This is a genomic window from Cupriavidus sp. BIS7 (assembly GCF_000292345.1).
Lineage (GTDB): Bacteria > Pseudomonadota > Gammaproteobacteria > Burkholderiales > Burkholderiaceae > Cupriavidus.
The window spans coordinates 79,874-104,523 of record NZ_ALOU01000061.1; the positions used below are offsets into that span (position 1 = coordinate 79,874).

25 protein-coding genes are annotated in these 24,650 nt (G+C 64.9%); 15 read left to right on the top strand and 10 right to left on the bottom strand.

Features of this window, described 5'->3' with window-relative positions; translation table 11 throughout:
* Positions 1-20: 20 nt before the first annotated feature.
* Positions 21-833 carry a siderophore-interacting protein gene (locus B552_RS0120630; protein ID WP_019450957.1) on the bottom strand — a complete coding sequence of 271 codons (813 nt, stop codon included), beginning with the start codon at positions 831-833 and terminating at the stop codon, positions 21-23.
* Complete coding sequence (locus tag B552_RS0120635) at positions 830-1,522, bottom strand: helix-turn-helix transcriptional regulator (protein ID WP_026035878.1); 693 nt, start codon at positions 1,520-1,522, stop codon at positions 830-832. Before B552_RS0120635 ends, B552_RS0120630 begins: the two co-directional genes overlap by 4 nt.
* 166 nt (positions 1,523-1,688) lie before the next feature.
* Here B552_RS0120635 and B552_RS0120640 point away from each other — a divergent pair, with 166 nt between their 5' ends.
* On the top strand, positions 1,689-2,282 hold the full coding sequence (locus B552_RS0120640; protein ID WP_019450959.1) for a 2-hydroxychromene-2-carboxylate isomerase: 594 nt from the start codon (positions 1,689-1,691) through the stop codon (positions 2,280-2,282).
* A gap of 50 nt (positions 2,283-2,332) precedes the next feature.
* On the opposite strand, the gene B552_RS0120645 is transcribed toward B552_RS0120640, so the two are convergent.
* Positions 2,333-3,880, bottom strand: coding sequence for a methyl-accepting chemotaxis protein (locus tag B552_RS0120645; RefSeq protein WP_019450960.1), 1,548 nt, complete (start codon positions 3,878-3,880; stop codon positions 2,333-2,335).
* A 221-nt stretch (positions 3,881-4,101) separates the two neighbouring features.
* Between B552_RS0120645 and B552_RS0120650 the strand changes: the two genes are divergently transcribed.
* Complete coding sequence (locus B552_RS0120650; protein ID WP_019450962.1) at positions 4,102-5,250, top strand: DSD1 family PLP-dependent enzyme; 1,149 nt, start codon at positions 4,102-4,104, stop codon at positions 5,248-5,250.
* Positions 5,251-5,315: 65 nt separating this feature from the next.
* Here B552_RS0120650 and B552_RS0120655 read toward each other — a convergent pair whose 3' ends face one another.
* Positions 5,316-5,801, bottom strand: a complete 486-nt coding sequence (locus tag B552_RS0120655; protein WP_019450963.1) for a hypothetical protein — start codon at positions 5,799-5,801, stop codon at positions 5,316-5,318.
* A gap of 452 nt (positions 5,802-6,253) precedes the next feature.
* Here B552_RS0120655 and B552_RS0120660 point away from each other — a divergent pair, with 452 nt between their 5' ends.
* Both B552_RS0120660 and B552_RS0120665 read left to right on the top strand, forming a co-directional pair.
* Positions 6,254-6,436, top strand: coding sequence for a hypothetical protein (locus tag B552_RS0120660; RefSeq protein ID WP_019450964.1), 183 nt, complete (start codon positions 6,254-6,256; stop codon positions 6,434-6,436).
* A gap of 52 nt (positions 6,437-6,488) precedes the next feature.
* Entirely contained in the window at positions 6,489-8,633 is a 2,145-nt protein-coding gene (locus B552_RS0120665) for a phospholipase C, phosphocholine-specific (protein ID WP_019450965.1), read from the top strand.
* Between the two features lie 71 nt (positions 8,634-8,704).
* On the opposite strand, the gene B552_RS0120670 is transcribed toward B552_RS0120665, so the two are convergent.
* The gene (locus B552_RS0120670) at positions 8,705-9,964 is read right to left on the bottom strand and encodes a glutamate carboxypeptidase (RefSeq protein ID WP_019450966.1); all 1,260 of its coding nucleotides are present in this window, start codon (positions 9,962-9,964) and stop codon (positions 8,705-8,707) included.
* A gap of 182 nt (positions 9,965-10,146) precedes the next feature.
* Between B552_RS0120670 and B552_RS0120675 the strand changes: the two genes are divergently transcribed.
* The 3 genes from B552_RS0120675 to B552_RS0120685 are packed head-to-tail and all read left to right on the top strand — an operon-like array spanning position 10,147 to position 12,923.
* Complete coding sequence (locus B552_RS0120675; RefSeq protein WP_019450967.1) at positions 10,147-11,061, top strand: LysR substrate-binding domain-containing protein; 915 nt, start codon at positions 10,147-10,149, stop codon at positions 11,059-11,061.
* Between the two features lie 57 nt (positions 11,062-11,118).
* Positions 11,119-12,150, top strand: coding sequence for a M14 family zinc carboxypeptidase (locus tag B552_RS0120680; RefSeq protein ID WP_019450968.1), 1,032 nt, complete (start codon positions 11,119-11,121; stop codon positions 12,148-12,150).
* Entirely contained in the window at positions 12,147-12,923 is a 777-nt protein-coding gene (locus B552_RS0120685) for an alpha/beta hydrolase (protein WP_019450969.1), read from the top strand. The genes B552_RS0120680 and B552_RS0120685 overlap by 4 nt, the downstream gene beginning before the upstream one ends.
* A gap of 48 nt (positions 12,924-12,971) precedes the next feature.
* Here B552_RS0120685 and B552_RS0120690 read toward each other — a convergent pair whose 3' ends face one another.
* Both B552_RS0120690 and B552_RS0120695 read right to left on the bottom strand, forming a co-directional pair.
* Positions 12,972-13,571 carry a TetR/AcrR family transcriptional regulator gene (locus B552_RS0120690; protein WP_019450970.1) on the bottom strand — a complete coding sequence of 200 codons (600 nt, stop codon included), beginning with the start codon at positions 13,569-13,571 and terminating at the stop codon, positions 12,972-12,974.
* Positions 13,572-13,829: 258 nt separating this feature from the next.
* Positions 13,830-14,384, bottom strand: coding sequence for a hypothetical protein (locus B552_RS0120695; RefSeq protein WP_019450971.1), 555 nt, complete (start codon positions 14,382-14,384; stop codon positions 13,830-13,832).
* 458 nt (positions 14,385-14,842) lie between these two features.
* On the opposite strand from B552_RS0120695, the gene B552_RS0120700 reads away from it, so the two are divergent.
* Positions 14,843-15,715, top strand: coding sequence for an alpha/beta hydrolase (locus B552_RS0120700; protein ID WP_026035879.1), 873 nt, complete (start codon positions 14,843-14,845; stop codon positions 15,713-15,715).
* 4 nt (positions 15,716-15,719) lie between these two features.
* Here the strand turns inward: B552_RS0120700 and B552_RS0120705 are convergent, their stop codons facing one another.
* Positions 15,720-16,793 carry a methyl-accepting chemotaxis protein gene (locus B552_RS0120705; RefSeq protein WP_019450973.1) on the bottom strand — a complete coding sequence of 358 codons (1,074 nt, stop codon included), beginning with the start codon at positions 16,791-16,793 and terminating at the stop codon, positions 15,720-15,722.
* Positions 16,794-17,417: 624 nt separating this feature from the next.
* Here B552_RS0120705 and B552_RS0120710 point away from each other — a divergent pair.
* From B552_RS0120710 to B552_RS0120725, 4 genes are all read left to right on the top strand, one after another.
* Positions 17,418-17,720 carry a hypothetical protein gene (locus B552_RS0120710; protein ID WP_019450974.1) on the top strand — a complete coding sequence of 101 codons (303 nt, stop codon included), beginning with the start codon at positions 17,418-17,420 and terminating at the stop codon, positions 17,718-17,720.
* 93 nt (positions 17,721-17,813) lie between these two features.
* Positions 17,814-18,485 carry an alpha/beta hydrolase gene (locus B552_RS0120715; RefSeq protein WP_019450975.1) on the top strand — a complete coding sequence of 224 codons (672 nt, stop codon included), beginning with the start codon at positions 17,814-17,816 and terminating at the stop codon, positions 18,483-18,485.
* Between the two features lie 94 nt (positions 18,486-18,579).
* Positions 18,580-18,951 carry a hypothetical protein gene (locus B552_RS0120720; RefSeq protein WP_019450976.1) on the top strand — a complete coding sequence of 124 codons (372 nt, stop codon included), beginning with the start codon at positions 18,580-18,582 and terminating at the stop codon, positions 18,949-18,951.
* A gap of 98 nt (positions 18,952-19,049) precedes the next feature.
* The gene (locus B552_RS0120725; RefSeq protein WP_019450977.1) at positions 19,050-20,234 is read left to right on the top strand and encodes an AAA family ATPase; all 1,185 of its coding nucleotides are present in this window, start codon (positions 19,050-19,052) and stop codon (positions 20,232-20,234) included.
* Positions 20,235-20,263: 29 nt separating this feature from the next.
* Here B552_RS0120725 and mdtD read toward each other — a convergent pair whose 3' ends face one another.
* A complete protein-coding gene (mdtD, locus tag B552_RS0120730; RefSeq protein WP_026035880.1) occupies positions 20,264-21,667 on the bottom strand; it encodes a multidrug transporter subunit MdtD in 1,404 nt (467 codons plus the stop codon).
* A gap of 131 nt (positions 21,668-21,798) precedes the next feature.
* Here mdtD and B552_RS0120735 point away from each other — a divergent pair, with 131 nt between their 5' ends.
* A complete protein-coding gene (locus B552_RS0120735; protein WP_026035881.1) occupies positions 21,799-22,656 on the top strand; it encodes a LysR family transcriptional regulator in 858 nt (285 codons plus the stop codon).
* Positions 22,657-22,674: 18 nt separating this feature from the next.
* Here B552_RS0120735 and B552_RS0120740 read toward each other — a convergent pair whose 3' ends face one another.
* On the bottom strand, positions 22,675-23,790 hold the full coding sequence (locus B552_RS0120740) for an AGE family epimerase/isomerase (RefSeq protein WP_051003598.1): 1,116 nt from the start codon (positions 23,788-23,790) through the stop codon (positions 22,675-22,677).
* Between the two features lie 199 nt (positions 23,791-23,989).
* Between B552_RS0120740 and B552_RS0120745 the strand changes: the two genes are divergently transcribed.
* Entirely contained in the window at positions 23,990-24,253 is a 264-nt protein-coding gene (locus B552_RS0120745) for a hypothetical protein (protein WP_019450981.1), read from the top strand.
* 67 nt (positions 24,254-24,320) lie between these two features.
* Positions 24,321-24,596 carry a hypothetical protein gene (locus B552_RS0120750; protein ID WP_019450982.1) on the top strand — a complete coding sequence of 92 codons (276 nt, stop codon included), beginning with the start codon at positions 24,321-24,323 and terminating at the stop codon, positions 24,594-24,596.
* Positions 24,597-24,650 lie beyond the last annotated feature (54 nt).

The following is a 24,650-nucleotide window of genomic DNA, read 5'->3' on the forward strand; positions in this document are numbered from 1 at the left end:
TTTCAGGTGCCGCGCTCAGACTAGTCGTCGATCGTCTCGTGCACCGCCGCGTTGCCGCGCTTCCAGTAGGCCGATGCACGAATGCGCGCGCGGTCGATGCCGCGCTCGCCCACCAGGTGCTGGCGCACGTCGCGCATGGCCGCGGCCTCGCCGGCAGCCCAGACATAACCCTCGCCTTGCGGCAGGCTCAGCCAGCGCAACGTCGGCGCAATCTGGCTGCCCTCGGGCCTGCCTTCGCGATGGACCCAGTGCACCTCCGCATGCGGGCCGGTGGCCAGCGGAATTTGCGCCGAAGCGTCGGACACTTCCGCCACCACGATCACGCGGGCATCAGGGCCGAGTTCCTCGATGCGCCGCGCGATCGCCGGCAGTGCAGTATCGTCGCCAATCAGCAGATGCCAGTCGAATCCGTGCGGAATCACGAACGATCCGCGCGGGCCGCCAACGCCCAGATACTGCCCCGGACGCGCCTGCGCGGCCCACGTGGAAGCGGGACCGTCGCCATGCAGCACGAACTCGATATCAAGCTCGCCAGCCACGGCATCGTGGCGGCGCGGCGTGTAGTCGCGCGCCTGCGGACGCGGCTGGCCCTCGGGAAAGCTGATGCCGTCTGCCCCCACTAGAGGCAGCACCGGTTTCTCGGCGCCGGCAGGCGGGAAGAACACCTTGATGTGATCGTCAAAGGAGGCGGAGACGAAGTCGGCAAGATCTTCACCGGCCAGCGTCACGCGCAGCAACTGTGGCGATACCTTGCGTGTGCGCAGCACCTGGAGCAGGCGCATCCTGAGCGGATGGCGCACGCGCTCGACGGTCAGGTTTGGGGCTTCAGTCATGCAGGCTTGCCTCCCGACTCGATGTCATCCGCGGCGCGGTTCAGGATGGCCGCAATCCGGCGCTGCTCGTCGGGCGATGCGCCGCTGCGCTGGGCCAGCGCCTGCTTGAGCCGCATGCGCGCCTCCACGAACTCGGGCGCCCATCCGCCCTGCTCGGGCTCGCGCTGCGGTTCGCCACGCATGGCGCGGCGCATCCAGTCCATCTTGCGGGCCACGTGCTGCAGGCGAGCCACCATCTGTTCAAGCCGTTCGCGATTCTCGTCGAGGTAGGCCCGTCCTGGCTCTGCAAGCTGGTAGCGCTTCTTGTTGCCTTCGGTGTCGACCGTCGCGTAACCGAGGTCTTCCAGAAAAGTAAGTGCCGGATAAACCACGCCGGGGCTCGGCTTGTAGAACCCGCCGGTGCGCGCCTCCAGCGCCTTGATCAGCTCGTAGCCGTGCGAAGGCTTTTCTTCGAGCAGCGAGAGCAGCAGAAGCTGCAGGTCTTCGGCGCTGAACTTGCGGCCGCGGCGCAGGCTTTCGCCATCGAAACCGTCCGAGCCATCCCAGTCACCACCGCCGCCGCGGGACCAGAAGCTGCCACCGCGCCCCATCGAATAGATCAGCACGCGCAAGCCTTCGTGGCGATGACCGCGCGAATGACCTTGCCCCATCTGGCCCCAATGGCCCCTATAACCGAAGCAGTCCCTCATGATTGCACTCCGATAAGTCTTACGATGCATCGTAAGATATATATCGTACGACATAAAGTCAAGATGAAATCCGGGCTTGCGTGCTACCCGCATGTTGCTGTCACAATGCAAGTTACTTGAGCCATGCACGCTCAACGGCCCCACCCCGAACAACAGGAGACACGCAATGAGCAAGCAGGTGGAGTTTTTCTTTGACTTCGGCAGCCCGTACTCGTACCTCGCGTACAAGGAACTGCCGCGCATCGCGGCACGCACCGGGGCCACCATCGTCTGGCGGCCGATGCTGCTGGGCGGCGTGTTCAAGGCAACGGGCAACCATAGCCCGGCGGAGATTCCCGCCAAGAGCAAATGGTCGAACGGGGATATTGCGCGATGGGCTCGGCGCTATGACGCCCCATTCCGGTATAACCCGTTCTTTCCGGTCAACACGCTGGCACTGATGCGTGGTGCCATCGGCTACCAGCGCAAGGGCGAAGCCGAGTTCCATCGCTACGTCGACATCATCTTCAGCGCGATGTGGGAGAACGGGAAAGACCTCAACGATCCGAACGAGATCGGCAAGGTGCTGGTGGCCGCTGGATTCGACCCGCGCGAGGCGCTGGCGATGCTGGACGACCCCGAGGTCAAGGCGGAACTCAAGCGCGTGACCGAAGAAGCCGTGGCGCGCGGCATCTTCGGCGCGCCAAGCTTTATCGTCGATGGCGAACTGTTCTGGGGCAACGATCGCCTGACGTTCGTCGAGGAACAGCTCGCCACCTGAGGTTAGTCACCTGAGGCGGGTCGCCTGAGGCGCCCCACCCCAACGCGTGATCAGGCCGCCAGCTTGAACGTCGTGACTGCGGCGGCAAGGTGGCCGGCCTGCGATTCAAGCGAATCGGCGGCGGCGGCGGCCTGCTCGACCAGCGCTGCGTTCTGCTGGTTCACCTGCTCCATCTGGGAGACCGCCTCGCTGACCTGCGTGATGCCCGAGGATTGCTCGATCGACGCGGCCGAGATTTCGCTGACCGTATCGGCCAGGCGCTGCACGGCCACCACGATATCCTCGATCGTGCTGCCCGCCTGCTCCACCTGGGCGCTGCCGGCGCCCACCTTGTCGACCGACGAATCGATCAGCGACTTGATCTCCTTGGCCGCACCCGCACTGCGCTGAGCCAGCGCACGGACCTCGCCCGCCACCACGGCAAAGCCACGGCCCTGCTCGCCGGCGCGCGCCGCTTCCACGGCAGCGTTCAGCGCCAGGATATTGGTCTGGAAGGCGATGCCGTCGATCACGCCGATGATGTCGACGATCTTCTGCGAACTCGCATTGATCTCGCTCATCGTCTGCACCACGCCGCGCACCACTTCGCCGCCGCGCGACGCCAGATCGGCCGCATTGCGTGCCAGGTCGCTCGCGCGCGTGGCGCTTTCCGCGTTGTTCGCGACCGTCGAGGTCAGTTGCTCCATGCTGGCCGCGGTCTGTTCGAGCGCGGACGACTGTTCTTCCGTACGCGACGACAGGTCGGTGTTGCCCGCGGCGATTTCGCGCGCACCGATCGTCACGGCATCGGAGCCCGCACGCACCTTTGCCACGGTCTGCGTCAGCCCGGCCTGCATGCGCGACAGCGCGCGCAGCAACTGGCCGATTTCATTGCGGCCGGCCTCCGGGACCTTGATGGTCAGGTCGCCGTCTGCCACACGCATGATCAGGTCGCAGGCCTGATGCAGCGGCGTCACCACCAGCTTGCGCAGCGCCAGGTGAACGACGGTAATGAGCAGCACCGACGCCGCCAGGCCAACGCACACCAGGATCAGCACGCGATTGAAGCGGGTGCGGTTTTCCACCATCGCCGATTCGTTGCGCTGCGTGGCAAACGCCTGGAAGCGCTCGACGCCAGCCGAGTAAGCGGCACCGGTTGACGTGATGTCCTTGTCGTTGATCGCTGCATAGCCGTCGGCATCATCCTTGCGCAGGGCTTCAAGCCCACGCTGCACCGCCTCGATGTGGGCATGGCCCGCGCTTGCAACGTCCTCGCGCGTGGAGGCATCCTGCCCGGCCAGCACTGCTGCGTTAGCAAAGCGGTCGAGTTCATCGACCGACTTGCGGATGGAGCCTTCCGCGCTCTTGATCGCATCGGCATTCACACCGCCGCCTGCCTTGGCCGAACTGTACGCGCGCGTCAGTGCCGAGCGGGCGCGGGTCATGTCCTTGTAGGCGTCATTGAGCAGCAGCGCACGCGCCGAGACCAGATGGATGTTTTCTGCGGAGTCGCTGGCGGCATGAAGCTGGCTCACGCCCAGGCCAGCGCCAAAGACGATCATCAGTCCGAAAATCACCAGGGTGGCCAGCAGGCCGTGGCGGATGCTCAGGTTGTTCATGTGGCTTGAGTTTCAAGGGTGCAAGCCAGCCTTAACGACGCCCGAGCTTGAAGCTTGAGATCTTTGGAGTCACACGTTTGCGTCAGATCAAATTAGAACCTTGCAAGAGGCGTTAGATCCACATCCCTCTAGCGATGCCTCTCGCCGTGATACGCTGTCGCACCGCTGCTCCCATACCGGCCGCATCGATTTCCTGACGGTCAGTCACCCGCCACTCCGCCATGTCCATCACGTTCGATCTGCCCCCTGCCGCGCGCCCAGGCCTGCCCGCGGATGCCATAGACACCCCATCTCTCGTCGTCGATCTCGATGCATTCGCGCGCAACGTGGACCGCATGCAGGCCGCGGCCGACGCCGCCGGGGTCAAGCTGCGGCCGCACGCCAAGGCCCACAAATGCCCCGATGTCTCGCTGGCACAGATCGCACGCGGCGCCGTGGGCATCTGCTGCCAGAAAGTCAGCGAGGCCGTGCCGTTCGTGCGCGCGGGCATTCGCGACATCCATATCAGCAATGAGATCGCAGGTCCGGCCAAGGCAGCGCTGCTCGCCGAACTGGCCAGGCACGCGCGGATGAGCGTGTGCGTGGACGATGTCGCGCAGATTGACGCGCTGGCCGCCGCGCTATCGGCCGCCGGTACTACGCTCGATGTGTTCGTCGAGATCGACGTTGGCCAGGGCCGCTGCGGGGTGCCCGACGCGGCTGCGGCGTTGAAACTGGTGGACGCCATCGCGAAGCATCCGGGGCTGACACTGCGCGGCCTGCAGGCCTATCACGGCAGCATCCAGCACCTGCGCGGGTGGGCAGAGCGGCGCGATGGTGCGGCACGCGCGGCCGACCGCACCGGCAACGTCATCGCGCGGCTGGAAGCGGCCGGCGTACGCTGCGATGTCGTGACCGGAGGCGGCAGCGGCAGCGTCGAGTTCGACCTTACCAGCGGCGTCTACACCGAGATCCAGCCGGGCTCCTATGTATTCATGGATGCCGATTACGGAAGCAATGCCTACACGGGTTCGCTGCGCTTCGAGCACAGCCTGTTTATCGCCACAGCTGTCATGAGCGTGGCCGCAGGTGACCGCGTGATCGTGGATGCCGGGTTGAAGTCGATGGCCGTGGATTCCGGCCTGCCATGGATCTGGGCCGATGGCGCGCCGTCAGCCGCGCTCGACTATGTGTCGGCCAACGACGAGCATGGCATCGTCAAGCCGCGTCAGGCGGATGCGCGTCAGGCATTGCCGCCGCTGGGCAGCCGCATGATGCTGGTGCCAGGACATTGCGACCCGACGCTGAATCTCTATGACGAGATCGTCGGCATCCGGAAAGGCGTGGTGGGAAGCGTGTGGCCGATCAGCGCACGCGGGCTGAGCCGCTGATTAGTTGCCCCGCTTACCGCCGGCACGCAGGTTTCAAAGGTCTGGAGGTCTCAGGGGGCCACCGCTCACACAAGCTGGGCGGCGAGTTCATGCAGGTCGGCTGACTCCCACCTGGCGCCGCTCCATGCTTCGAAGCGCAGATCGGCCAGCGGAATCGGCATCAACGTGCCAAGCCAGTCGGTTGGCGCGGCCCCGCAACGCAAGCCGCTGGCCACCATCGTCATGGCCTCGGGCACATCGATATCGGCCACCCGCGTGACCGTCGGCCACGCCAGCAGGCGCGCGTCGTGAACGGGCAGCCCGAAACGGTACAGCCCGAAACGGGTATGCAAGGCCGAGCGCGATAACGTGTGGCGCGCCTGACTCAGGCCTTCGTCCTTGCTGGCCGAGGGGTCCCATTGCTGATTGCGCGAAAACCACAGGATCTCCTGCTCGCCCAGGCGCGGTTCCGACAAAAGTGCGGCGGCCGGCACAAGACGCCCTGAGCGCGCAATGGCGGCCAGTGGCGTACCTACCGTGTAATGCCAGACATAGTCAGATTGGTTGTCCATGATGCTGCTCCTGCAAGCGCCGTACTCACACTCAAGACTGGAGGCGGGAAGCCCTGATCACAAGCAAGGTCACGGCATGTTGCGTCCGCAACAAAAATGGCGCCAAACACGCCCCGCATTGCGCCACAACCCTGCAGGCCAGGACTGGCGCGACTTACCGGGAGTGCGCACGATACACGGCTGCGGCAGTGCTGCGTGCGGATTCGAGGGAAGTGTCTAAAACCTTAGCACACGAATTGGTGCGATGCAGCACCAGAATCTGACCAGCCGGTCGTCCGGGATGACCATGCGTCACCGGAGCCTGAAAAAGATCGATACCGTCATCGGAAATCTTGGGTCCGATGTCACTGCGGAGACAACCTGTCTGCTTACGCTGCAAAGCGCATCGCGAGTCACGCGACGCGCCGCGACGATGAAGCCGCGGCCGGCCATCCCCGCACGAGACATCGACCATGATCGACGCAATCCGCACCGTTGCCCGAGTCCGCCCGCTTGGCGCTCTGGCAGCCCTGCTGCTATGTGCGACGCTTGCCGCCTGCGGCGGCGACAGCAATGACAGCAGCAGCAACAGCAGTCCACCACCCGCCACCAATTCGCCCGAAGCAACCAAGCCGCTGATGAAATGCGCGCCCTGAGCGCCTGCGCAACACCAACTCCAACAACACGCTTGACCAGGGCAGAACAGACATGACCTCCAGCAGCCGACGCAACTTTCTCAAGGTAGCCGGCGGCAGCGCCGCCGCCACCGCCGCGCTAGCCGCCTTCCCGCCGGCCATCCGCCGCGCACTGGCAATTCCGGCCAACAACGCCACGAAGTCGATCCGCGACGTCGAATACGTGGTGATCCTGACGCAGGAAAACCGCTCGTTCGACCATTACTTCGGCACCATGAACGGTGTGCGCGGCTTCAGCGACCGCTTCCCGATTCCGCTGGCGGGCGGCCGCAATGTCTTCCAGCAGACCTATGCCAACGGCAACACCAACCGCATCGTGTTGCCGTATCACCTGGACCAGTCGGCCGGCAACGCGCAGCGCGTGAGCGGCACGCCCCACAGCCAGCCCGATGGCCAGGCGGCATGGGATCTCGGCCGCATGAGCGCGTGGCCAACCTCGAAGAAGACCCAGTCGATGGGCTACTACACCCAGCAGGAACTGGGTTTCCAGTACGCGCTGGCCAATGCGTTCACGATGTGCGACGCCTATCACTGCAGTTTCCACGGCGGCACCAATACCAACCGGCTGTTCCAGTGGACCGGCACCAACGACCCGCTGGCCGCGCACGGCGGCCCGGTGATCGACAACAGTGGCGATTCTCTCGACGCCACGGGTGTCAACTACACGTGGACCACCTACCCGGAACGCCTTCAGGCTGCTGGCGTGACCTGGAAGGTCTACCAGAACATGCCGGACAACTTCACCGACAATCCACTGGCCGGCTTCCAGCAATATCGCGCCGCGAATGCCGCGCTTGGCAACGCCGCCAACGGCTCGCCCTATCCGCCGTATGCGCCCGCCAATGACTCGGTGAACCCGCTGTTCAAAGGCATCGCCAACACGATGCCGGACGGCGGCTTCCTGCAGGCGCTGCGCGATGACATCGCGGCGGGAACGCTGCCGCAGGTGTCGTGGATCGTTGCACCGGCCACCTACTCGGAGCACCCGGGGCCGTCCAGCCCCGTGCAGGGCGCGTGGTACACGCAGCAGCTTCTGGATGTCCTGACGGCCAACCCCGCCATCTGGAGCCGCACGGTCCTGCTGATCAACTTCGACGAGAACGACGGTTTCTTCGACCACATGCCGCCGCCGTGCGCACCGGCGCTGGACGCCGGAGGCAACCCGGTTGGCTTCACGACGATGGACGCCTCCGCCGAGTACTACAGCGTCGACAAGACCCCGTTCGGCCCAGGACCGCGCGTGCCGATGTACGTGGTCTCCCCGTGGAGCCGCGGCGGCTGGGTCAACTCGCAGGTATTCGACCACACCTCCGTGCTGCGCTTCCTGGAGGCCCGCTTCGGCGTGGCGGAGACCAATATCAGCACGTATCGGCGGGCGATCATGGGCGACCTGACATCGGCGTTCGACTTCGTCAATCCGAACGGCAATACGTCGCTGGCGTTCTCACCGCTGCAGAAGACCGATGCCGACAGCCTGCGAGCCGCGCAGGACGCCCGCGCGCAGATTCCCGCGCCGAGCGTGGCCGCGCAGTCGATGCCGGTGCAACAGAAGGGTACGCGCCCGTCGCGCGCACTGCCGTACACGCTGCATGTCAGCGGGCTGGAGGACCCGGCCACGAACACGATGTGGCTGCGCTTCAAGAATGACGGTGCCCAGGCTGCGGTGTTCCACGTCTACGATCGCCTGCACCTTGGCGACGTGCCGCGCCGCTTTGCGATCGAGGCGGGCAAGTCCTATGACGCCAGGCTCGATGTCAGCCGCGACAATGGCCGCTATGACCTCTGGGTGCTCGGCCCGAACGGCTACCATCGCGCGTTCGGCGGCGATGTCAGCGCGCAGAAGGCGGCTGGCGGCGGCGCGGCGCCGGAAATCCGGGTCTGCTATGACGAAGCCAACGCCGATGTCTGGCTCACGCTGATCAACCGTGGCACATCCACGTGCACGTTCACGGTCAAGCCCAACGCCTACCGCAACGATGGCCCCTGGACCTTCGAGCTACCAGCCGGCAAGGAACTTGACCAGCACTGGCCCGTGGGCTCGCAAGGCAACTGGTACGACTTCACGGTCACCACCCAGCAGGGCGGCTTCACGCGCCGGTTCGCGGGCCGGCTGGAGAACGGTACGCACACGACGTCCGATCCGGCGATGGGCGCCTGAGAGACTGCAAAATACCGACCCGGCTGCAGTGGTGCAGCCGGGTCGGCACGTTGAGTCCGGGAGGCTGCTGCTTAGCGGTCCCTGCTCAGGTCCATGATCAGGCGCGTGGCCAGGTACAGGCGACGCGGGATGGTATCGATCACGATGTACTCGTCGGCATTCGTGTGATAGCCGAAGCCCGGCAGCCCCATGTTTTCAAGGACGGGCTTGCCCGACATCGCCGCATAGGCTGCATCGGTACCGCCGCCCGAGCGCTCGGCCACAACGGCAGCGCTGCCGCCCACTTCCCGGTAGATCGCCTGCGCCTTAGCCGCCAGCGCCTGGCCCGCCGTGGAGGCGTTGAAGGCTGGCCGGCCGCGGAGCACGTCCACCGAGACCTCTGCTGCGGACAATCGCTTTTGCTGGGCGCGCTCCGTGAGCATCGCAATCATCGCCTCGAGATCCTCGTTGCGGCCGTATCGCATATCGGCGGTCAGCTTGGCCGTGTCCGGGATGGCGTTCGAGGCCGAACCGGCCGACGCCAGCGTCCAGTTGAAGCGGATCTCGCGATCCTTGTTGTCGATGTCCTGCGTGCGCAGGATCAGGTCGGCGGCTTCGGTCAGCGCATTCACGCCAAGTTCGGGCGCCACCCCGGCGTGCGACGCGCGGCCCGTGACCGTAACCTCTGCGTGCGCGATGCCGGACGTCGCCAGGCCGAAGCTTTCCGCCACATCGGCAGCGGGCTCGTGGGACAACACGTAGTCGTGCTGGGCCGCCAGCGACTGGATCAGCGTGCGCGAGCCAAACGACCCCACCTCCTCATCGGTATTGAAGAGGACGGTCAGCGTGCCGTAGCCGTTGAAATCTTGTGCCCGGAGGATCGACAACGCATTGAGAATGACAGCGATGCCGCCCTTGTCGTCGGCAATGCCAGGCCCATAGGCGCGGTTGCCGTCGATACGGAACGGTGCCCTGGCCAGGAACCCGCGCGGATAGACGGTATCCATATGCGCCATCAGCAGGATGCTGCGGTTGCCCGTTCCTTCGAACCTGCCGACGATGTTGTCGCCCGCCCCGCCGTCTTCGGGCTTGTGGCGCGTCACCGTGGCGCCAAGGCTGGCGAGTTGCTGCGCGAGGTAGTCGCTCATCTGCGGCATGCCTACCGCATCGCCGGACCCAGACTCAATATTGACGAGTGCCTCCAGCGTGGAAAGCGTCGCGGTCTGCTGCCCCCTGGAAGCGGCATCCAGCGCGCTGTCATAGGTAGCCGGTACGGCAACGCTGTCCGAACAGCCTGAAGACACCGTCAGCGCGGCAGCGATCGCGGCAGCGCAATAAAGCCTCCTGTACATCTTATTGACTCCTGAATGAGGAATCCCCTCTGCGTCGGTACTGTCATGGACTTCCCTCGCACCGTGAGGCGGCATTATTGCCAGCCCTCCCTTGAAGCGGATTGACCGCGCGCATGGATTCGTCACGCTGTCACATTTCCGCCTTAATCTCGGCGGTTGTCTCATGTCCCGATCGGAGTCTCATGCTTGGCGAACTGCTGATGACCTTCTACGAAGTGGCGCGGCAAGGCAGCATCACCACTGCGGCGCGTCAGTTGCGCGTCAGCCAGCCCACGGTCACCGGCCGCATCCGCCAGCTAGAGGAGCTCTATGGCGTGGAGTTGTTTCATCGGCGTGCGAGCCGTGTGGACCTCAGCGATACCGGCGTTGCGCTGATGCCGGTGGCCGAGCAGATCCTGCAACAGGAGAGCAATGCTGACTTCCTGCTGCGCAATGCCGGAAATCTCCGCTTTGGCAATCTGCGCATCGGCGCCACGGGCCCCTATTACATCCTGCGCAGCGTGGCTGCGTTCCGGCAGCGCTATCCCGCGCTTGGCGTCAGCATCCAGATCGGCAATTCCAGGCAGATGCTCGATGCACTGTTCGAGTACCGCATCGACGCCGCCGTGTCATCGCACGCGGTGGACGATGACCGCCTGCACCGCATCATGCTCGCGGCGGATCCAATGGTGCTGGTGGTGCATCCCGCGCACCCGTTAGCGCGCCGGCCGCGCGTGGAAGTGTCCGAGCTGGCAACCTGCCACCTGCTAGTGCGCGAGCAGGGATCGATGACCCGGGAGGCCACCGAAGGCGCGCTGCATGCCGCCGGCGTGGAATTGCCGGCGCATACGGTAATCGGCAGCCGCGAGGCCATCTGCGAGGCGATCCGTCATAACCTCGGCGCAAGTGTCATGCCGGAGGGAGAGGTCCCGCGAGATCCGGCACTCACCGTGGTGCGATTCGCAAGCCAGGCGCCGGTCATCCACGAATACCTGTACTGCCTGAACAGCCGGCGCAAAACACGGCTGCTCGGCGCGTTGCTCGACTGCCTGGTGCCACCGGGCACAGCGGCCTCGCGCCGTTGCGAGATGCCGCCGCCAGCGCCTATATTGAACTGAGCCCCCTCTTCTCAAAGCGCCCGCCGCCCACCAACGCCCCCACCAACGCCCCCACCGATGACCGATCCGGGCCGCCCCAGCTTTCCCGAGTACGACCAGCTTCTCGCGCTACTGGAAATCGGCGAGCCGTGGTTCCGGCCCACGGTGGCCTGCAAGGTGGATGTACACGGTCATTCGTTCGCGGTGCATGTGGCCAGCCTGGGCACCGAATCGCCCGACGCACCGGCCATCGGCATCTTTGGCGGCATTCACGGCCTGGAACGCATTGGCACGCAACTGGTGCTCGACTACATGCGCTCGCTGCTGTGCCGGCTGAGCTGGGACGAGCTGCTTCACCGCCAGTTGCAGGCAGTGCGGCTGGTATTCATGCCCATCGTCAATCCGGGGGGGATGTATGCGGTGACGCGCGCCAACCCGAACGGCGTGGACCTGATGCGCAACGCGCCGCAGGATGCTGACGACGCGGTGCCGTTCCTGGCCGGCGGCCAGCGCATCGGAGCCTGGCTGCCGTGGTATCGGGGCCGTGCAGGTGCGCCGATGGAAGTGGAAAGCCGTGCGATGCTGCGCGTGGTGGAAACGGAGCTGCTGCCACGCCCGTTGAGCTTTGCCGTCGACTGTCACTCGGGCTACGGCTGGCGCGACAGCATCTGGTTCCCGTACGCGCGCACGCACACGCCGATGGCCCATTTCCCCGAAATGTACCTGCTCAAGACGATGTTCGAGCAGGCCCATCCGCATCACGGCTACGCGTTCGAGCCGCAGAGCCACCAGTATCTGCTGCATGGCGATCTGTGGGATTACGCCTATGACCGCACGCCGCCGCAGAACCTGTTCCTGCCGATGACGCTCGAGCTTGGGTCGTGGCTGTGGATCAAGAAGAATCCCCGGCAGATCTTCTCGCGCGCGGGCATTTTCAATCCGATCAAGGCGCACCGCACCGCGCGCGTACTGCGCAGGCACGTAAGCCTGTTCGACTTTCTCGGCCGGGTGGCCGTGGCGCCGGAGCGATGGCTGCCGCACGGCATGCAGCGCGACCATCTGCTCGCACAGGCGCGCGCCCACTGGCAGCACGGACAGCCCGGGCCATGAGCACGTGGATCTTCCTGCGCGGCCTGACGCGCGAATCGCGCCATTGGGGCACGCTGCCCGAACTGTGGGCTTCACGCGGGCTCGGTCAGCCATTGCTGATCGACCTGCCCGGCAACGGCGTGGCGCGCCACGTGGCCGTGCCTGCCACGGTCCACGGCATGATGGAAGCCGTACGCGCCACGGCACATGCGTCCGGGGCACCCGGTCCTTGGCGGGTACTGGCCATGTCGCTCGGCGCCATGGTGGCCACGCATTGGGCGCAGGCGTGGCCCGCCGACGTGGCGGAACTGGTGCTGATCAATACGAGCATGCGGCCATTCAGCACCGTTCCCGAACGCCTTCTGCCGCTGAACTGGGTGGCGCTGCTCGGCATGGCCCAGCACTGGGACGACCGCGTGCGCTGCGAACGGACCGTGCACCGGCTGACCTGCGAGCGGCTTGACACCCGTGAAGCCGATCTGGCCGCCTGGGTTGCCATCGCACAAAGCGCCCCGGTCACGCGCAAGGCGGCATGGCGGCAATTGCTGGCCGCCGCCCGCTTCCGCGCCAGGACGATCGCCCCGACGTGCCCTACGCTGATCGTTTCGTCCGATGCCGATCGGCTCGTCAATCCGGCCTGCTCCCTGCACCTTGCGGCCGCGTGGCGTGCGCCGAACGTCAGCCATATCCGGCACCCGTGGGCCGGGCATGACCTGCCGCATGACGACGCGCCATGGCTGTGCGACACGGTTGCCGCATTCGCGCAGGGCGAAAAAAAACCGCCGGGTGGCTGATGCCCACCGGCGGTGACTGGATGTGCTTGCCTCAGCTGTGCGCTTCGCTCAGGCGTGCGCTTCGAGCAATGCCGCCGCGCGCTTGTTGCACAGCGCGCCAAGCAGCGTCTCGGCCGCGGATTCCAGGCGTTCCTGCGTGCCAAACAGCCGCGCGGCGATCAGGCCGTTCTGCAGCGCACCATAAATGACTTGCGCGAGCATCGCGGGCGGCACCGGATACGGGGTGTCGCGTTCCTTCTGGCCACGTTCGAGCAGCTTGGTCAGCCATGCCTCGTTGATGTGATAGAAGTCCTTGAGCGCCTTGTGGACCGACTCGGGCAGGCTCAGGATCTCCGTGGCCAACATGCCCGCCAAGCAGATCTGGTCGGAGCCGCACGTCTGGCGCAGCGGGTCCAGGTACTGCCTGGCCTGGTCCAGCACCGGGAGATCGGGACTGATCCCGCCCAGCCGCTCGGTGATCCGCCGGCTGTACTCCTTGACCGCTTCCAGGATCAGGTCGTCCTTCGACGGGAAATAGTAGTGAATGCTGGAGGTCTTGACCCCCACCAGCTCGGCCAGGTCGCGATAGCTGAAGCCATTGCACCCGCGTTTGCGGATCAGGATCAGCGTATGTTCGAGCAGTTGCTCGCGGACAGGTTGCGTTTTCATGGTCGGCAGTTTATCTACGCGAAGATAGATACTCAACCGGGATTTTCCCGGAGTCAACAAGCAGCCTCATCAGCCTGGCGCCCGCACCACGAGGGTGACGGAAGGCCCACCGGCAACGCAAACCGCCAGCCGGCCGCCCAGGATCCGGGCATCTTGCATGGTCGTCTTCATATTAGTGCGCGTCCGGGAAAACAGGCCGGCGCCCTCGTGGGGCGCCGGTTGGGGAACAATCGCCTGGTTATGGCGATTGGTGCTGTATCAGGCCAGTGCGCCGTCGGTGTAGACGTCGGTCGTCCGGGCACCGTCCAGGTACGGATCAGCCGTGCGAGCCGGGCTGGCGGATACGCCAGCGCGATCCAGTCCCGCCACGAAGCGGGCACCGTCCAGGTACGGGTCGGCAGTGCGTTCGACCAGACCATCGCGGTTGCTGATGCTGGCCGTCAGGCCGTCGCGATTGCTGATATGCGCGCCGTCCGTGTAACCATCACGATTGCTGATGCTGGCCGTCAGACCGTCACGGTTGCTGACACGCGCGCCATCGGTATAACCATCGCGGTTGCTGATGCTAGCGGTCAGACCGTCACGGTTGCTGATACGCGCGCCGTCCGTGTAAGCGTCGCGGTTGCTGATGCGCGCGCCTTCGCTGTACGAGTCAAACTTGCCTTGGCGAGCGCCATCGACGAAAGCGCTGCGCTGGTCGTTCACGCGGTACGAATAACCGTAGATTTCGCCATGAGGAGTGGCGGCTTGAGCAGCGCCCGTCACGAAAGCGGCGGCAAGGGCGGCGGCGGTCAGGATGGTCTTGGCGTTCATGATGCTCTCCTTTGCGTGGGCCCTGGCAACTCGGTTCAGGTGGTGAATCGCGGGGCCTAACTCTGTGCTGCGAAACTGCGGATCTTCCTTTTTCTTGCTCAAGTCACTATCTACTACCAGATAGATTTGGTGACCTAAAAAAAGAACCGCTTCCGGTACTGAAAAACTTCTGGGTATTGCGTGGATCGGTCACTGTGCTGGCTGGTTTGCTGCTGCAGTGCGTCGGTCCATGGCGTGAATACTATCTACCTATAGATAGATAAGCAAGAACGATTTTGTGGTGGAGCGCAAAAACTTTTCTATCGCCCCGATTGAAATCATCAATTTCGTAGATAAACGATTGATTTCCATGGAGAAAGTTAGCCTGGAAGCTCGCCCGGCTGCTGCGAGACACTTTTCCGGAAGGCATGGCAGGTGTTAGGGTTGTGGCACCCCCGCAGCCCGCGAGTACTCCACCGATGCCGTCTCCCTTAGCGCCTCCCGCCCAGAACCCCGCCCGGCGCTGGCTCGTCGGTGCTGCCGGGCTGGCCGGGGTAGCCGTGCTGGCCGGGGTCGGGCGGCTCATGCTGTTCTACGCGATGGAACGCGACGCTTTTGTGCCAGGCCCGGCCGGCACATTGAAGCCGGACGATCTGGGCGTCACCTCGCGCCAGTTTGCGTTTGCCAGCGGCGACCGCTTGCTGCGTGGATCATTCGTCGCAGCCGAGGACCCCGCCGCGCCTGCCCTGTCCGTATTTCACGGCGACGAGGAAAGCCTGGCCGACTGGGCGCCGGTGCAGGCGCTGCTGCACCACGCAGGCATCTCCTCCTTCGTGTTCGACTACAGCGGCTATGGCGCCAGCACCGGACGGCCGACCGTCCGTCACCTGCATCAGGATGCGCTGGCGGCCTACAACCAGTTTCGGGCTGCAACGCCGAATGCGGCGCGGCACTATGTCATGGCCTATTCGCTGGGCAGCGGCGTGTTGCTGGACGTTGTGAACGATCTGCTCCCCGTGCCGGATGGCATGGTCATCGGCGCGGGGTTCCGGTCGGCACGCTCGGCCGCGGTAGTAACGGGCAAGGTGCCCCGCTGGATGGCCTGGATGCTGCCCGACCCGTGGAACAACATCCGGCGCATCCGCAAGCTGACCCTGCCGATCCTGCTGCTGCACAGCCGGCAGGACGAGACCATCCCGTTTCACGATGCCGAATGCATGGCCCGCGCGGCGCATGGCCCCAGGCGCCTGGAAGTATTCGAGGACCTGCCGCACAACGCGGCGATCGAAGCGCCCTATATGAACCGCTTCTGGACGCCAGTGATCGCCTATTTGAAAAGCGGCAAGCTCTGAGTGTTCAGAGCTTGAATTCGCCCACTACCTTCTGCAGTTCCTGCGCCTGATCGGCCAGCGCCGACGACGCCGCGGCCGCCTGCTCGACGAGCGCGGCATTCTGCTGCGTCACATCATCCATCTGCGTGACGGCCACGTTCACCTGCTCGATACCGTCGCTCTGGTGCTCCGACGCCGCGGCAATCTCGCCGAGGATCTGGGTCACGCGGCGTACCGCCTGGACGATCTCCTCCATGGTCTGGCCGGCCTGGCCAACCAGCGCCGATCCGCTATCCACCTGCTGCGCCGAGTCGCTGATCAACACGTTGATCTCCTTGGCGGCCGCCGCGCTGCGCTGCGCCAGCGTGCGCACCTCACCAGCCACTACAGCGAATCCGCGGCCCTGCTCGCCGGCCCGTGCAGCTTCCACGGCGGCGTTCAGCGCCAGGATGTTGGTCTGGAACGCAATGCCCTCGATCACGGCGATGATGTCGGTCACCTTGCGTGAACTGGCGCTGATGGCCTGCATCGTTTCCACGACATTGCCGACAATCGCGCCGCCGCGCTCGGCAATGCCTGACGCCGATGCAGCCAGCCCGTTGGCCGTGCGGGCACGTTCCGTGTTCTGCTTCACCATCGCGGTCAGCTCGCCCACGCTCGACGCCGTTTCCTGCAGCGTGGCCGCCTGTTCCTCTGTGCGCTGCGACAGATCCGTATTGCCTGCAGCAATCTGTTGCGAAGCCGAGGAAATTGAGTCGCTGGCGGACTTGATGCGCGTGACCAGGTCCGTCAGCATGTCTTCCATCTCGCCCAGCCCACCCAGCAGGCGGCCGAAATCCCCGCCACGCTCGGTTTCAAAATCCTTGCTGAGATCGCCAGCGGCCACCGTCTCGGCGATGAATTCGGCCTCCCTGAGCGGCGCCTCTATCGCGCCAATCAGCCGGAACCAGCAGACCACGTTGAAGACCAGCACGGCAGCGCCCAGCCCGTAGATCCAGCCGCGAACACCGCTATCGGCGATCTGGCCCAGCGCCAGCGTCATCATGACCGCCACAAGCAGCACAACCACGCCAAACGCCGCGCCCAACCGGGTGCGCATACTCAAGTTTTCCCAAGCCATGTTCCCTCCGTTCCGTTCGTTTTTCTCGCTCCGCGTGACCCCGGGGCTATCGGTGGACTAACGGAAACCAGGGCGCGAGCCTTTACCCCTCGAAAGAGTGGATAAAAAAGACCGGAACGAAGACATGCGCGAAGCCTGTGCGGATGGGTGCGAAGGTACGTGCGCGGCACTCCGGCAGCATGTCCGTCATGGAGCTGTCACGCGTGCGTCACGCCCTGTTCACACCCACAAAAAGCGGGCAATTCCGACTGTTGCGCGCCGCAGACGCGATGTCGTTTTTTTGCCGACGGCCGGTTTGCGCGGCCGCCAGCGCCGCACGCGCGCGCAGCGGCAGCATCCGCCACAAATGGCACCATCGGGCAAGCTGATGGCAAGCTGACAGGCCGAAAATGACAAAGCCGGGTCGCGCATTGTGCTGCGACCCGGCTAATGGGCGAACAATCTACTCCTGCGTGCGGCGTACCGCAATCATTCTTGTGGGGGACCCCACATCATCCATGGTGACCCATCGTGTACCTTGCGCCGTATCGTCTATATTTGACCGCATGGCGCGCACATCCGAATCCGATTTAACTGCCGTAGACAGCCCTGGAGGTAACTGCCATGCGTTCGCTTGCAAACTTGTTCAGCCCGCCGACGCCTGAAAAGATCGCCGAAAAGGAACTGCAAGACATGAGGCTGACGCTTTTCCAGGCAGAACGTCGCCTGCTTGAAGCGCAGATGCAAGTCGACTACTACCGCAACATGATCGCCTTCCTCGAAGAAGTGGGAACGAGCGGCGTGGAAGGTGTGGCCGACCGGCGTCATGCAATCGCCCATACCGCTACCGGCACGGAAGCGCCGTTCATGCCTGCACGCACCGTGCCGGGCCTGACCACGGTGCCGATCGTGCCATCTGCTGCCTGACCCCAGTCCCGCAATGCGTCGCACGGGCTCCATCGAGCCTGTGCGATACTGGCCGCCCTCCCAAGCTTTTCCCGCTTGCACGCGGGTCCGGTCATGAGCGAACTGTTGCCTGCGATAGAGATTGAAACCGCACCCAATCCCGCGTTCTCGGTGATCTGGATGCACGGGCTCGGGGCAGACGGCAGTGATTTCGTTCCGGTGGTTCCTGAACTGGGCTTGCCAGCCAAGCTGGGCATTCGCTTCATCTTCCCCCATGCCCCGGCAATGCCGGTGACGTGCAACGGGGGCTACGTCATGCCCGCCTGGTATGACATCCAGTCGCTCGACGAGGATGGGCGCCGCGCCGACGAGCGGGGCATCATCGCATCGTGCAACGCAATCCGCGCACTGATTGCACGCGAGAACGCGCGTGGCGTACCGTGCGATCGCATCGTGCTGGCTGGCTTCTCGCAAGGCGGTGCGATTGCGTACACCACGGCACTGACGCATCCGGAGACCCTGGCTGGCGTGGTGGCGCTGTCAACATATATCCCTTCGACCGACCTGATCGCATCGGAAGCCGCGCCCGCCAATGCCAGCACGCCGATCTTTGCGGCGCACGGCACGGACGACGATATCGTGCCGCTGACGCTCGGCACGCGCGCCCGCGACTGGCTTGCGGCCGCCGGCCACCCCATCACGTGGCAGACCTACCGGATGCCGCATTCGGTCTGCATCGAGGAAATCGTGGATATCGGGCAATGGCTGGAGAAGCGCTTCGCATGAGCGCCCGCGCCTTCGCCTGAGTGCCGCGGATCGACACTCGCGCTAATATGGCGCCCCTGCCATTCGGCCGCATCTTTCCTCCGGTACTTCGCGCATGATCCCCGCCGCTCCCCCGCCCCGCATCGACTTCAACACCCGCAAGGCATTGCTGTTCGCGCTGACTGCCGAACGGCTGTCAGCGTTCTATGAGCATGGACAGTGGATGACCGAAGGCCAGGGTGCCACGCTGGCCGCCAACTGGCTGTCGCGCTCAAAGCTTCAGCTTGCGCTGTCGGAACGGCGCGTGCTGTCCGACCTGAGCGACCAGCTGGCCCGGCAACTGGCCGACACCCTGTCACGCGAGGCAGGCCTCTATGCCGCCCACGAAATGATGGAGGCGCTTGACCCGAACTATCAGTCCGCATTCGCGCATGACATGCTCGATGAGTGCGATCGGTTGCTGCGCGAGGCGGGGATCTCAGAATAGGACGCATACATCACTTTTAATCGTTGTGCGCCGGCAATTATTGACTTTTATCCTCGATTCCATAAATTATCCGAGTTCGCATAATTCCGGATAAAACGATGAGCTACTTCGCCCGGCCAGGGCTTGCCACCGAACTGGCCGACCAGTTGCGGGGCCAGGCCGTCTTCGGCGACGCCCACAACGGGCTTTTCCTTGCGGCGCCGCGGCGTACCGGGAAATCGATGTTCCTCCAGCACGATCTCCGTCCCGCTCTTGCGGAGCGCGGTGTGCTGGTCATCTATGTGGACCTCTGGTCCGACCAGCGGCGCGATCCGGGCGATCACATTGCCGAGGCCATATCCCTGGCGCTGGTCGAGCACGCTGGCGTGGTGGCGAAGACGGCCCGCAAGGCAGGTCTGCAGAGCATCACCATCGCGGGGGCGCTAAAGATCGACACCTCGCGTATTGGCAAGCCGGACGGCGCCACGCTGACGCAAGCGCTGCAAGCCTTGCACACAGCCGCCGGCAAACCGGTGGCCCTGATCATCGACGAAGCCCAGCACGCACTGACCAGCGAGGCCGGCGAGGCGGCCATGGCCGCGCTGAAGTCGGCGCGTGACCAGATGAACACGCCCGACGATGTGGCACTCATGCTCGTGATGTCCGGTTCGGATCGCGACAAGCTGCTCCGGCTGGTCAATGCAAACGGCGCGGCGTTCTTCGGCTCGACCATCCACCAGATGCCGACGCTGGGAAAGAGCTATGTCGATCACGTCGTCGCGCTGATCGAGCAGCAGCGCGCGGAACAAAGGCCCGTCGATCATCTGGTGCTGCTTGAAGCCTTTCAGCTCTTCGGCTATCGCCCGCAGTTCTTCCATGCAGCGATTGGCGAGGCGCTGAACCCGCTGGAAGCCGGAAACGGTGAGCGATTCGAACAGCGGGTACTGGCGGCAGCCAGGCGACGCCGCGATCAGGATGCCGCGCAGATGCGGTCTGACTTCCTCGGCTTGAAACCGCTCGAACGTGCGGTGTTGTGGCGCATGCTGGCGCTGGGGCGAGCGTTTCGCCCTTACGACGCCGAGGCGCTGGCGTTCTATCGCGAGCAAATCCCCGGCCTGACCGTATCCGCGCAAAAGGTGCAGGCGGCGCTGGAGAACCTGCGCGACCGCACGCCGGCACTGGTATGGAAATCCGCTCGCGGCGAGTATTCGGCACACGATGGCGCCATGCATGCGTGGTACCAGGAGCTTGAACAGCAAGGCATGTGGCCGCCTGTAGATGGCCAGCCCCTTTGCAAATCCTGACCGCCAGATCCTTATAAATCCGTCGGCGCCTACCGCACCTCCACCACCGCCCGCTTCGGATTCAGGATCTCCGCGTCCAGCCGCCGAAACACCAGCGCCGAAAGCAGCGTGATCGCGCCGACGCTCAAAAATGCCAGCCGATAGGCGGGCGCGGCCACGCCGAGCTTTGCGGAGAACAGGCTCACCAGCCCGCCGCCGATGGTCACACCCAGGCCAATCGCCAGCATCTGCACCATCGAGAACAGGCTGTTGCCGCTGCCCGCATCCTCGCGCGACAGCCCCTTCAGCGTGACGCTGTTCATCGCGGCAAACTGCATCGAATTGGCGGCCCCGAAGATTGCCAGTTGCAGCATCGACAACCCGAGCGGCCACCCCGGCGACATCGCCGAGAACGATGCAATCGATACCCCGACGATCACCGTATTGACGAGCAGGAACGTGTCATAGCCGAAGCGGTTCACCAGCGGCACGATCCAGCGCTTGGAGATCGTGCCCGAGATGGCCACCGGCAGCAGCATCAGCCCCGAATGAAATGGCGAGTACCCGAGTTGCAACTGGAACAGCAGCGGCAGCAGGAACGGCACGGCCCCCGAGCCGATGCGGCAGACCAGATTGCCGATCAGTCCGATGGTGAAATTCGGTTCCCGGAACAGCGTCAGGCGAAACAGCGGCGTGCGATGGCGGCGCGCATGCGGGATGTAGCACAGCGCGCTGGCCACGCTCACGGCCGCCAGCACCGCACTCAGGCCGCTGGCCGCACCGTGCTCCAGCGCCAGCGAGAACGTGACCATGCACAGCGACAGCAGGCCGCAGCCAATCCAGTCGAACGGCGGCGCCACGCCGGCCTCCCCTGCCGGCAGGTAGCGGCGCACCGCGAACAGGCCGACGAGCCCCACCGGTACATTGATCAGGAAGATCCAGTGCCAGGACGCGCTCTGCACCAGCCAGCCGCCAAGCACAGGGCCGAAGATCGGCCCAACCTGCCCCGCCACGGAAACGAAGGCCAGCGCGGCGATGTACTGTTCGCCGGGAATATTGCGTAGCACGGCCAGCCGCCCGATTGGCAGCAGCATGGACCCGCCGATGCCCTGCAGCACGCGGGCGATCACCAGTTGGGTCAGCGTGTGCGCGGTGGCACAGAATACCGAGCCAAGCACGAAAATCAGGATGGCGCTGAAATACACGCGCCGCGTGCCGAACTTGTCCGCCAGCCATCCCGAAGCCGGCGTCAGCATCGCCATCGTCAGCGTATAGGCCACCACCACCGGTTTCAGATCGAGCGGCTTCTCGCCCAGACTGCGTGCCATCGACGGCAGCGCGGTGTTGACGATCGTGGTGTCCAGCGTCTGCATGAAGAAGCCGGCGAAGACAATCCACAACATGGCCTTCTCGGAAAAGGCCTGCCCTGAGGCGGGAGCGGAAGCGGTACGCATGAAGGAATTCTTGGGGGGCGATGCACCCCGGGCAACCCGGGGATGATGAGGCATGGTAACCAGCGCACACCTCATCGGGAACCCCTCTGGCTTTGTTGACTGTCATCGGATTTACCGATGACAATGTGCCGATGCTAAATCCCGTATGGATCCAGACCTTCGCCACGGTGGCCACGGCGCACAGCTTTACTGACGCCGGGCGCCAGCTTGGCCTGTCGCAGTCGTCGGTCAGCGACCACATTCGCCGGCTTGAGAAGAGCGTGAACCGGCGGCTCTTTGTACGAGACACCCATTCGCTTTCACTAACGCCCGACGGCGAGGCGTTGCTCGTTCACGCGCGGCTGATTCTTGAATCGCTGGCGCGTGCCGAATCGCAGTTCAGCGGGCCACGCCTGCAGGGCCGCGTGCGGCTCGGTACATCGGAGGATCTTGCGCAGGGACCGCTGCCAAACGTGCTGGCGGCCTTCCGCGCCACCCATCCGGACGTGGAACTCGAAATCACGATCGGCATGACGAGCAAGCTCTATGAATGGCTCGAGGCGGGCACGCTGGACCTGATCGTCGGCAAGCGGCGCGAGGGGGAGCGGCGCGGCGTGCCGCTGTTCCGGGGGCGGCTTGAATGGCTGGCGCGCCCCGGCACAGTCGTCGATGTGCGGCAGCCGCTACCGTTGATCCTGGTGAACGAACCAAGCGTGACGCGCTCGGTGGTGCTGGACGCGCTGGCCGAGGCCGGTTGGCGCTGGCGCATCGTCTGCACCAGCAGCAGCCATTCCGGATGCATTGCCGCGGCACGCGGGGGGCTCGGCATCACGGTGCGGGCGCAAAACCTGGCCGGTGGCGGCCTGGTGCCGCCCGTCAATGTCGATGCGCTGCCATCGCTGCCGGATGTGGAATTCATCACGCTGGCAGCGCGCCGGCTGACCGAACCTGCCGAAACCCTCCTGCAACTAATCCGCAAGAGCGACCTGCGCGCGGCACGGGTCGATTGATCTCCGGATCTCCCGATCTCAGGGCAAAAGAGTCCGCAGCGCCTGGTAGGCCGTCAGCAAGTGATAGGGCGTGGTCGATGGCATTTCGGCGCGCACGACCGCGCCATCCGGAGCCAGGCACTCATGCCAGCCGCCGGCATGCAGGAAACGCGCACTGAAGCGGTCGATCCAGGTTTCGAGCTGGTCCAGCGCGATGGCGTCGTTGTCCACCGCCGCCTTGACCACCAGCGCGCGCGCAAATTCGGTCTGCGCCCAGATTCGCTCGGTGGCGTCCTGCATCGTCCCGTTCCCGTCCAGCGCTGCGCAAACCCCGAGCGTGTCATCGGCCACGCCGTGGCGGCACGCAAAATCAAACGCGCGGCGCAGCGCGGCGGACAGTGGCGTGTCGGCGAACAATGCCGGGGCCGTCATCACCAGCGAGTACCACTCGAACTGGTGCCCCGGCTCGATCCGGTTGCCGGAGGTGCCCTGCGGCAGTTCCGCCACGCAACCGTCGGCCGGGTCGACAAAGCGTGCGTGAACCGCATCCGCCAGCCCGCGCAGCCGGTCTGCAAACCAGGTATCGCCAGTGGCATCCAGCGCCGCCAGGTACGCCTCGGTCAGATGCATGACCGGGTTCTGCAGCACCCCGCTGCCATTTGGTGCGAAATCCTCGGCCAGCGCGGCATGGTAAAGCCCGCTGCCATCGGCAAAGCGTTCCTCGATGACCTTGACCGTCCGCTGCAGTGCATCCAGCGCCGCAGCGCTGCCGCCCGCGCGGTAGTAATGCGCGCAGGCGAAAACGACAAACGCATGGGTATATAGATCCCGCGTGCGGTCAAGCGGCGCGCCGCTGGCGTCGATGCTATAGATCCAGCCGCCCGCCCCGTCGCCAAAGTGGCGTTGCAGCGATGCAAACAGCGTATCGGCATGGGCCAGGTTGCCAGCGGTGGCAAAGACGTAGAGCTGGCGCGCGCAGGCCATGGCCCGGTAGCGCTTGTCCGGCAGCGGCTGCCCGGTGGCGCCGGCCAGTGCCTCGTGGGCCAGTTGCATCGCAGGATTCCACCCGGCGCCGGTCCAGGCGGGCAGGATGGTCGCGTCGAAATGCGCGAGCAGTGTGGAAATCCGTTCGATAAGAGTCGGAGAAACTGGCATGTCGGTTTGGGTTCGGGAGGGCCGAAAAGTCGACCCGCAAGACCGAAGCCAGACAAGATAGCAGGCCCGATGACAGGTGGAAAGGCCGCTGACGCCGCACCGCATCATTTCGGGGTGGCAATGCCCTGCGGCGCTGACTATGTTGAAAGTTCGCCGGGTTGCCATTTCTGTCATCGCCCGGCTGAAAGGGGGAACCACCATGCCCACCACCCATCCGATGTCCCTGACCGACCACCGCCGCACACTCGTGATGCATGTGCTGGAAGACCCGCCCGGGCGCTTTACATGGCGCATCGTGGTCGAAGAAAAATGCGGCGGCGCCGACTGCGACAGCATGATCGAAGCAGCCTCTGACTACCCTTCGCACGCGGAAGCGGAAGCGGCCTGCTGGGCCGCAGGCAACAGCATGCTGGACACCCCGCGCGCAGCATCCGATATCACCGGCACGCAGTCGCTCCACTGATCGCCTGCGTGCCAACGCACACCCCGGGGCCACACGGCCCCGGGATTTATCCAGGGACCTGCAAACGATGGACAAGCCGACAGTCAGCCCCGGCCGCTTCGTCGAGATCCTGAACGAGCGGCTTGCGAAGCACCCCCTCTATCGCGAGGGCATGCACGTGTACGCCATTCCGCCCCATTCGGAGCACCCCCACAGCCTGGTATGCGTGGGGCCGCGCGGCACCGAATGCGTCTGCGCGACGATCGAAAACATCGTTCGCGGCGAGTGCGACGTCTTCCCGGACATCGCGCAGGAATGGCATCGGCGGCCCGTCCCGCCAACTCACCAGCACCGCGCACGCTAACGCGCCAGCCAAATGTTCAGGTGATGTCCAGACGTACATCGGCGGGCCCCAACC

Excerpts from the sequence above, each read along its gene's own strand:
- B552_RS0120630 (WP_019450957.1), bottom strand. The coding sequence starts at position 833 with ATGACTGAAGCCCCAAACCTGACCGTCGAGCGCGTGCGCCATCCGCTC.
- B552_RS0120635 (WP_026035878.1), bottom strand. The coding sequence starts at position 1,522 with ATGAGGGACTGCTTCGGTTATAGGGGCCATTGGGGCCAGATGGGGCAA.
- B552_RS0120640 (WP_019450959.1), top strand. The coding sequence starts at position 1,689 with ATGAGCAAGCAGGTGGAGTTTTTCTTTGACTTCGGCAGCCCGTACTCG.
- B552_RS0120645 (WP_019450960.1), bottom strand. The coding sequence starts at position 3,880 with ATGAACAACCTGAGCATCCGCCACGGCCTGCTGGCCACCCTGGTGATT.
- B552_RS0120650 (WP_019450962.1), top strand. The coding sequence starts at position 4,102 with ATGTCCATCACGTTCGATCTGCCCCCTGCCGCGCGCCCAGGCCTGCCC.
- B552_RS0120655 (WP_019450963.1), bottom strand. The coding sequence starts at position 5,801 with ATGGACAACCAATCTGACTATGTCTGGCATTACACGGTAGGTACGCCA.
- B552_RS0120660 (WP_019450964.1), top strand. The coding sequence starts at position 6,254 with ATGATCGACGCAATCCGCACCGTTGCCCGAGTCCGCCCGCTTGGCGCT.
- B552_RS0120665 (WP_019450965.1), top strand. The coding sequence starts at position 6,489 with ATGACCTCCAGCAGCCGACGCAACTTTCTCAAGGTAGCCGGCGGCAGC.
- B552_RS0120670 (WP_019450966.1), bottom strand. The coding sequence starts at position 9,964 with ATGTACAGGAGGCTTTATTGCGCTGCCGCGATCGCTGCCGCGCTGACG.
- B552_RS0120675 (WP_019450967.1), top strand. The coding sequence starts at position 10,147 with ATGCTTGGCGAACTGCTGATGACCTTCTACGAAGTGGCGCGGCAAGGC.
- B552_RS0120680 (WP_019450968.1), top strand. The coding sequence starts at position 11,119 with ATGACCGATCCGGGCCGCCCCAGCTTTCCCGAGTACGACCAGCTTCTC.
- B552_RS0120685 (WP_019450969.1), top strand. The coding sequence starts at position 12,147 with ATGAGCACGTGGATCTTCCTGCGCGGCCTGACGCGCGAATCGCGCCAT.
- B552_RS0120690 (WP_019450970.1), bottom strand. The coding sequence starts at position 13,571 with ATGAAAACGCAACCTGTCCGCGAGCAACTGCTCGAACATACGCTGATC.
- B552_RS0120695 (WP_019450971.1), bottom strand. The coding sequence starts at position 14,384 with ATGAACGCCAAGACCATCCTGACCGCCGCCGCCCTTGCCGCCGCTTTC.
- B552_RS0120700 (WP_026035879.1), top strand. The coding sequence starts at position 14,843 with ATGCCGTCTCCCTTAGCGCCTCCCGCCCAGAACCCCGCCCGGCGCTGG.
- B552_RS0120705 (WP_019450973.1), bottom strand. The coding sequence starts at position 16,793 with ATGCGCACCCGGTTGGGCGCGGCGTTTGGCGTGGTTGTGCTGCTTGTG.
- B552_RS0120710 (WP_019450974.1), top strand. The coding sequence starts at position 17,418 with ATGCGTTCGCTTGCAAACTTGTTCAGCCCGCCGACGCCTGAAAAGATC.
- B552_RS0120715 (WP_019450975.1), top strand. The coding sequence starts at position 17,814 with ATGAGCGAACTGTTGCCTGCGATAGAGATTGAAACCGCACCCAATCCC.
- B552_RS0120720 (WP_019450976.1), top strand. The coding sequence starts at position 18,580 with ATGATCCCCGCCGCTCCCCCGCCCCGCATCGACTTCAACACCCGCAAG.
- B552_RS0120725 (WP_019450977.1), top strand. The coding sequence starts at position 19,050 with ATGAGCTACTTCGCCCGGCCAGGGCTTGCCACCGAACTGGCCGACCAG.
- mdtD (WP_026035880.1), bottom strand. The coding sequence starts at position 21,667 with ATGCGTACCGCTTCCGCTCCCGCCTCAGGGCAGGCCTTTTCCGAGAAG.
- B552_RS0120735 (WP_026035881.1), top strand. The coding sequence starts at position 21,799 with ATGCTAAATCCCGTATGGATCCAGACCTTCGCCACGGTGGCCACGGCG.
- B552_RS0120740 (WP_051003598.1), bottom strand. The coding sequence starts at position 23,790 with ATGCCAGTTTCTCCGACTCTTATCGAACGGATTTCCACACTGCTCGCG.
- B552_RS0120745 (WP_019450981.1), top strand. The coding sequence starts at position 23,990 with ATGCCCACCACCCATCCGATGTCCCTGACCGACCACCGCCGCACACTC.
- B552_RS0120750 (WP_019450982.1), top strand. The coding sequence starts at position 24,321 with ATGGACAAGCCGACAGTCAGCCCCGGCCGCTTCGTCGAGATCCTGAAC.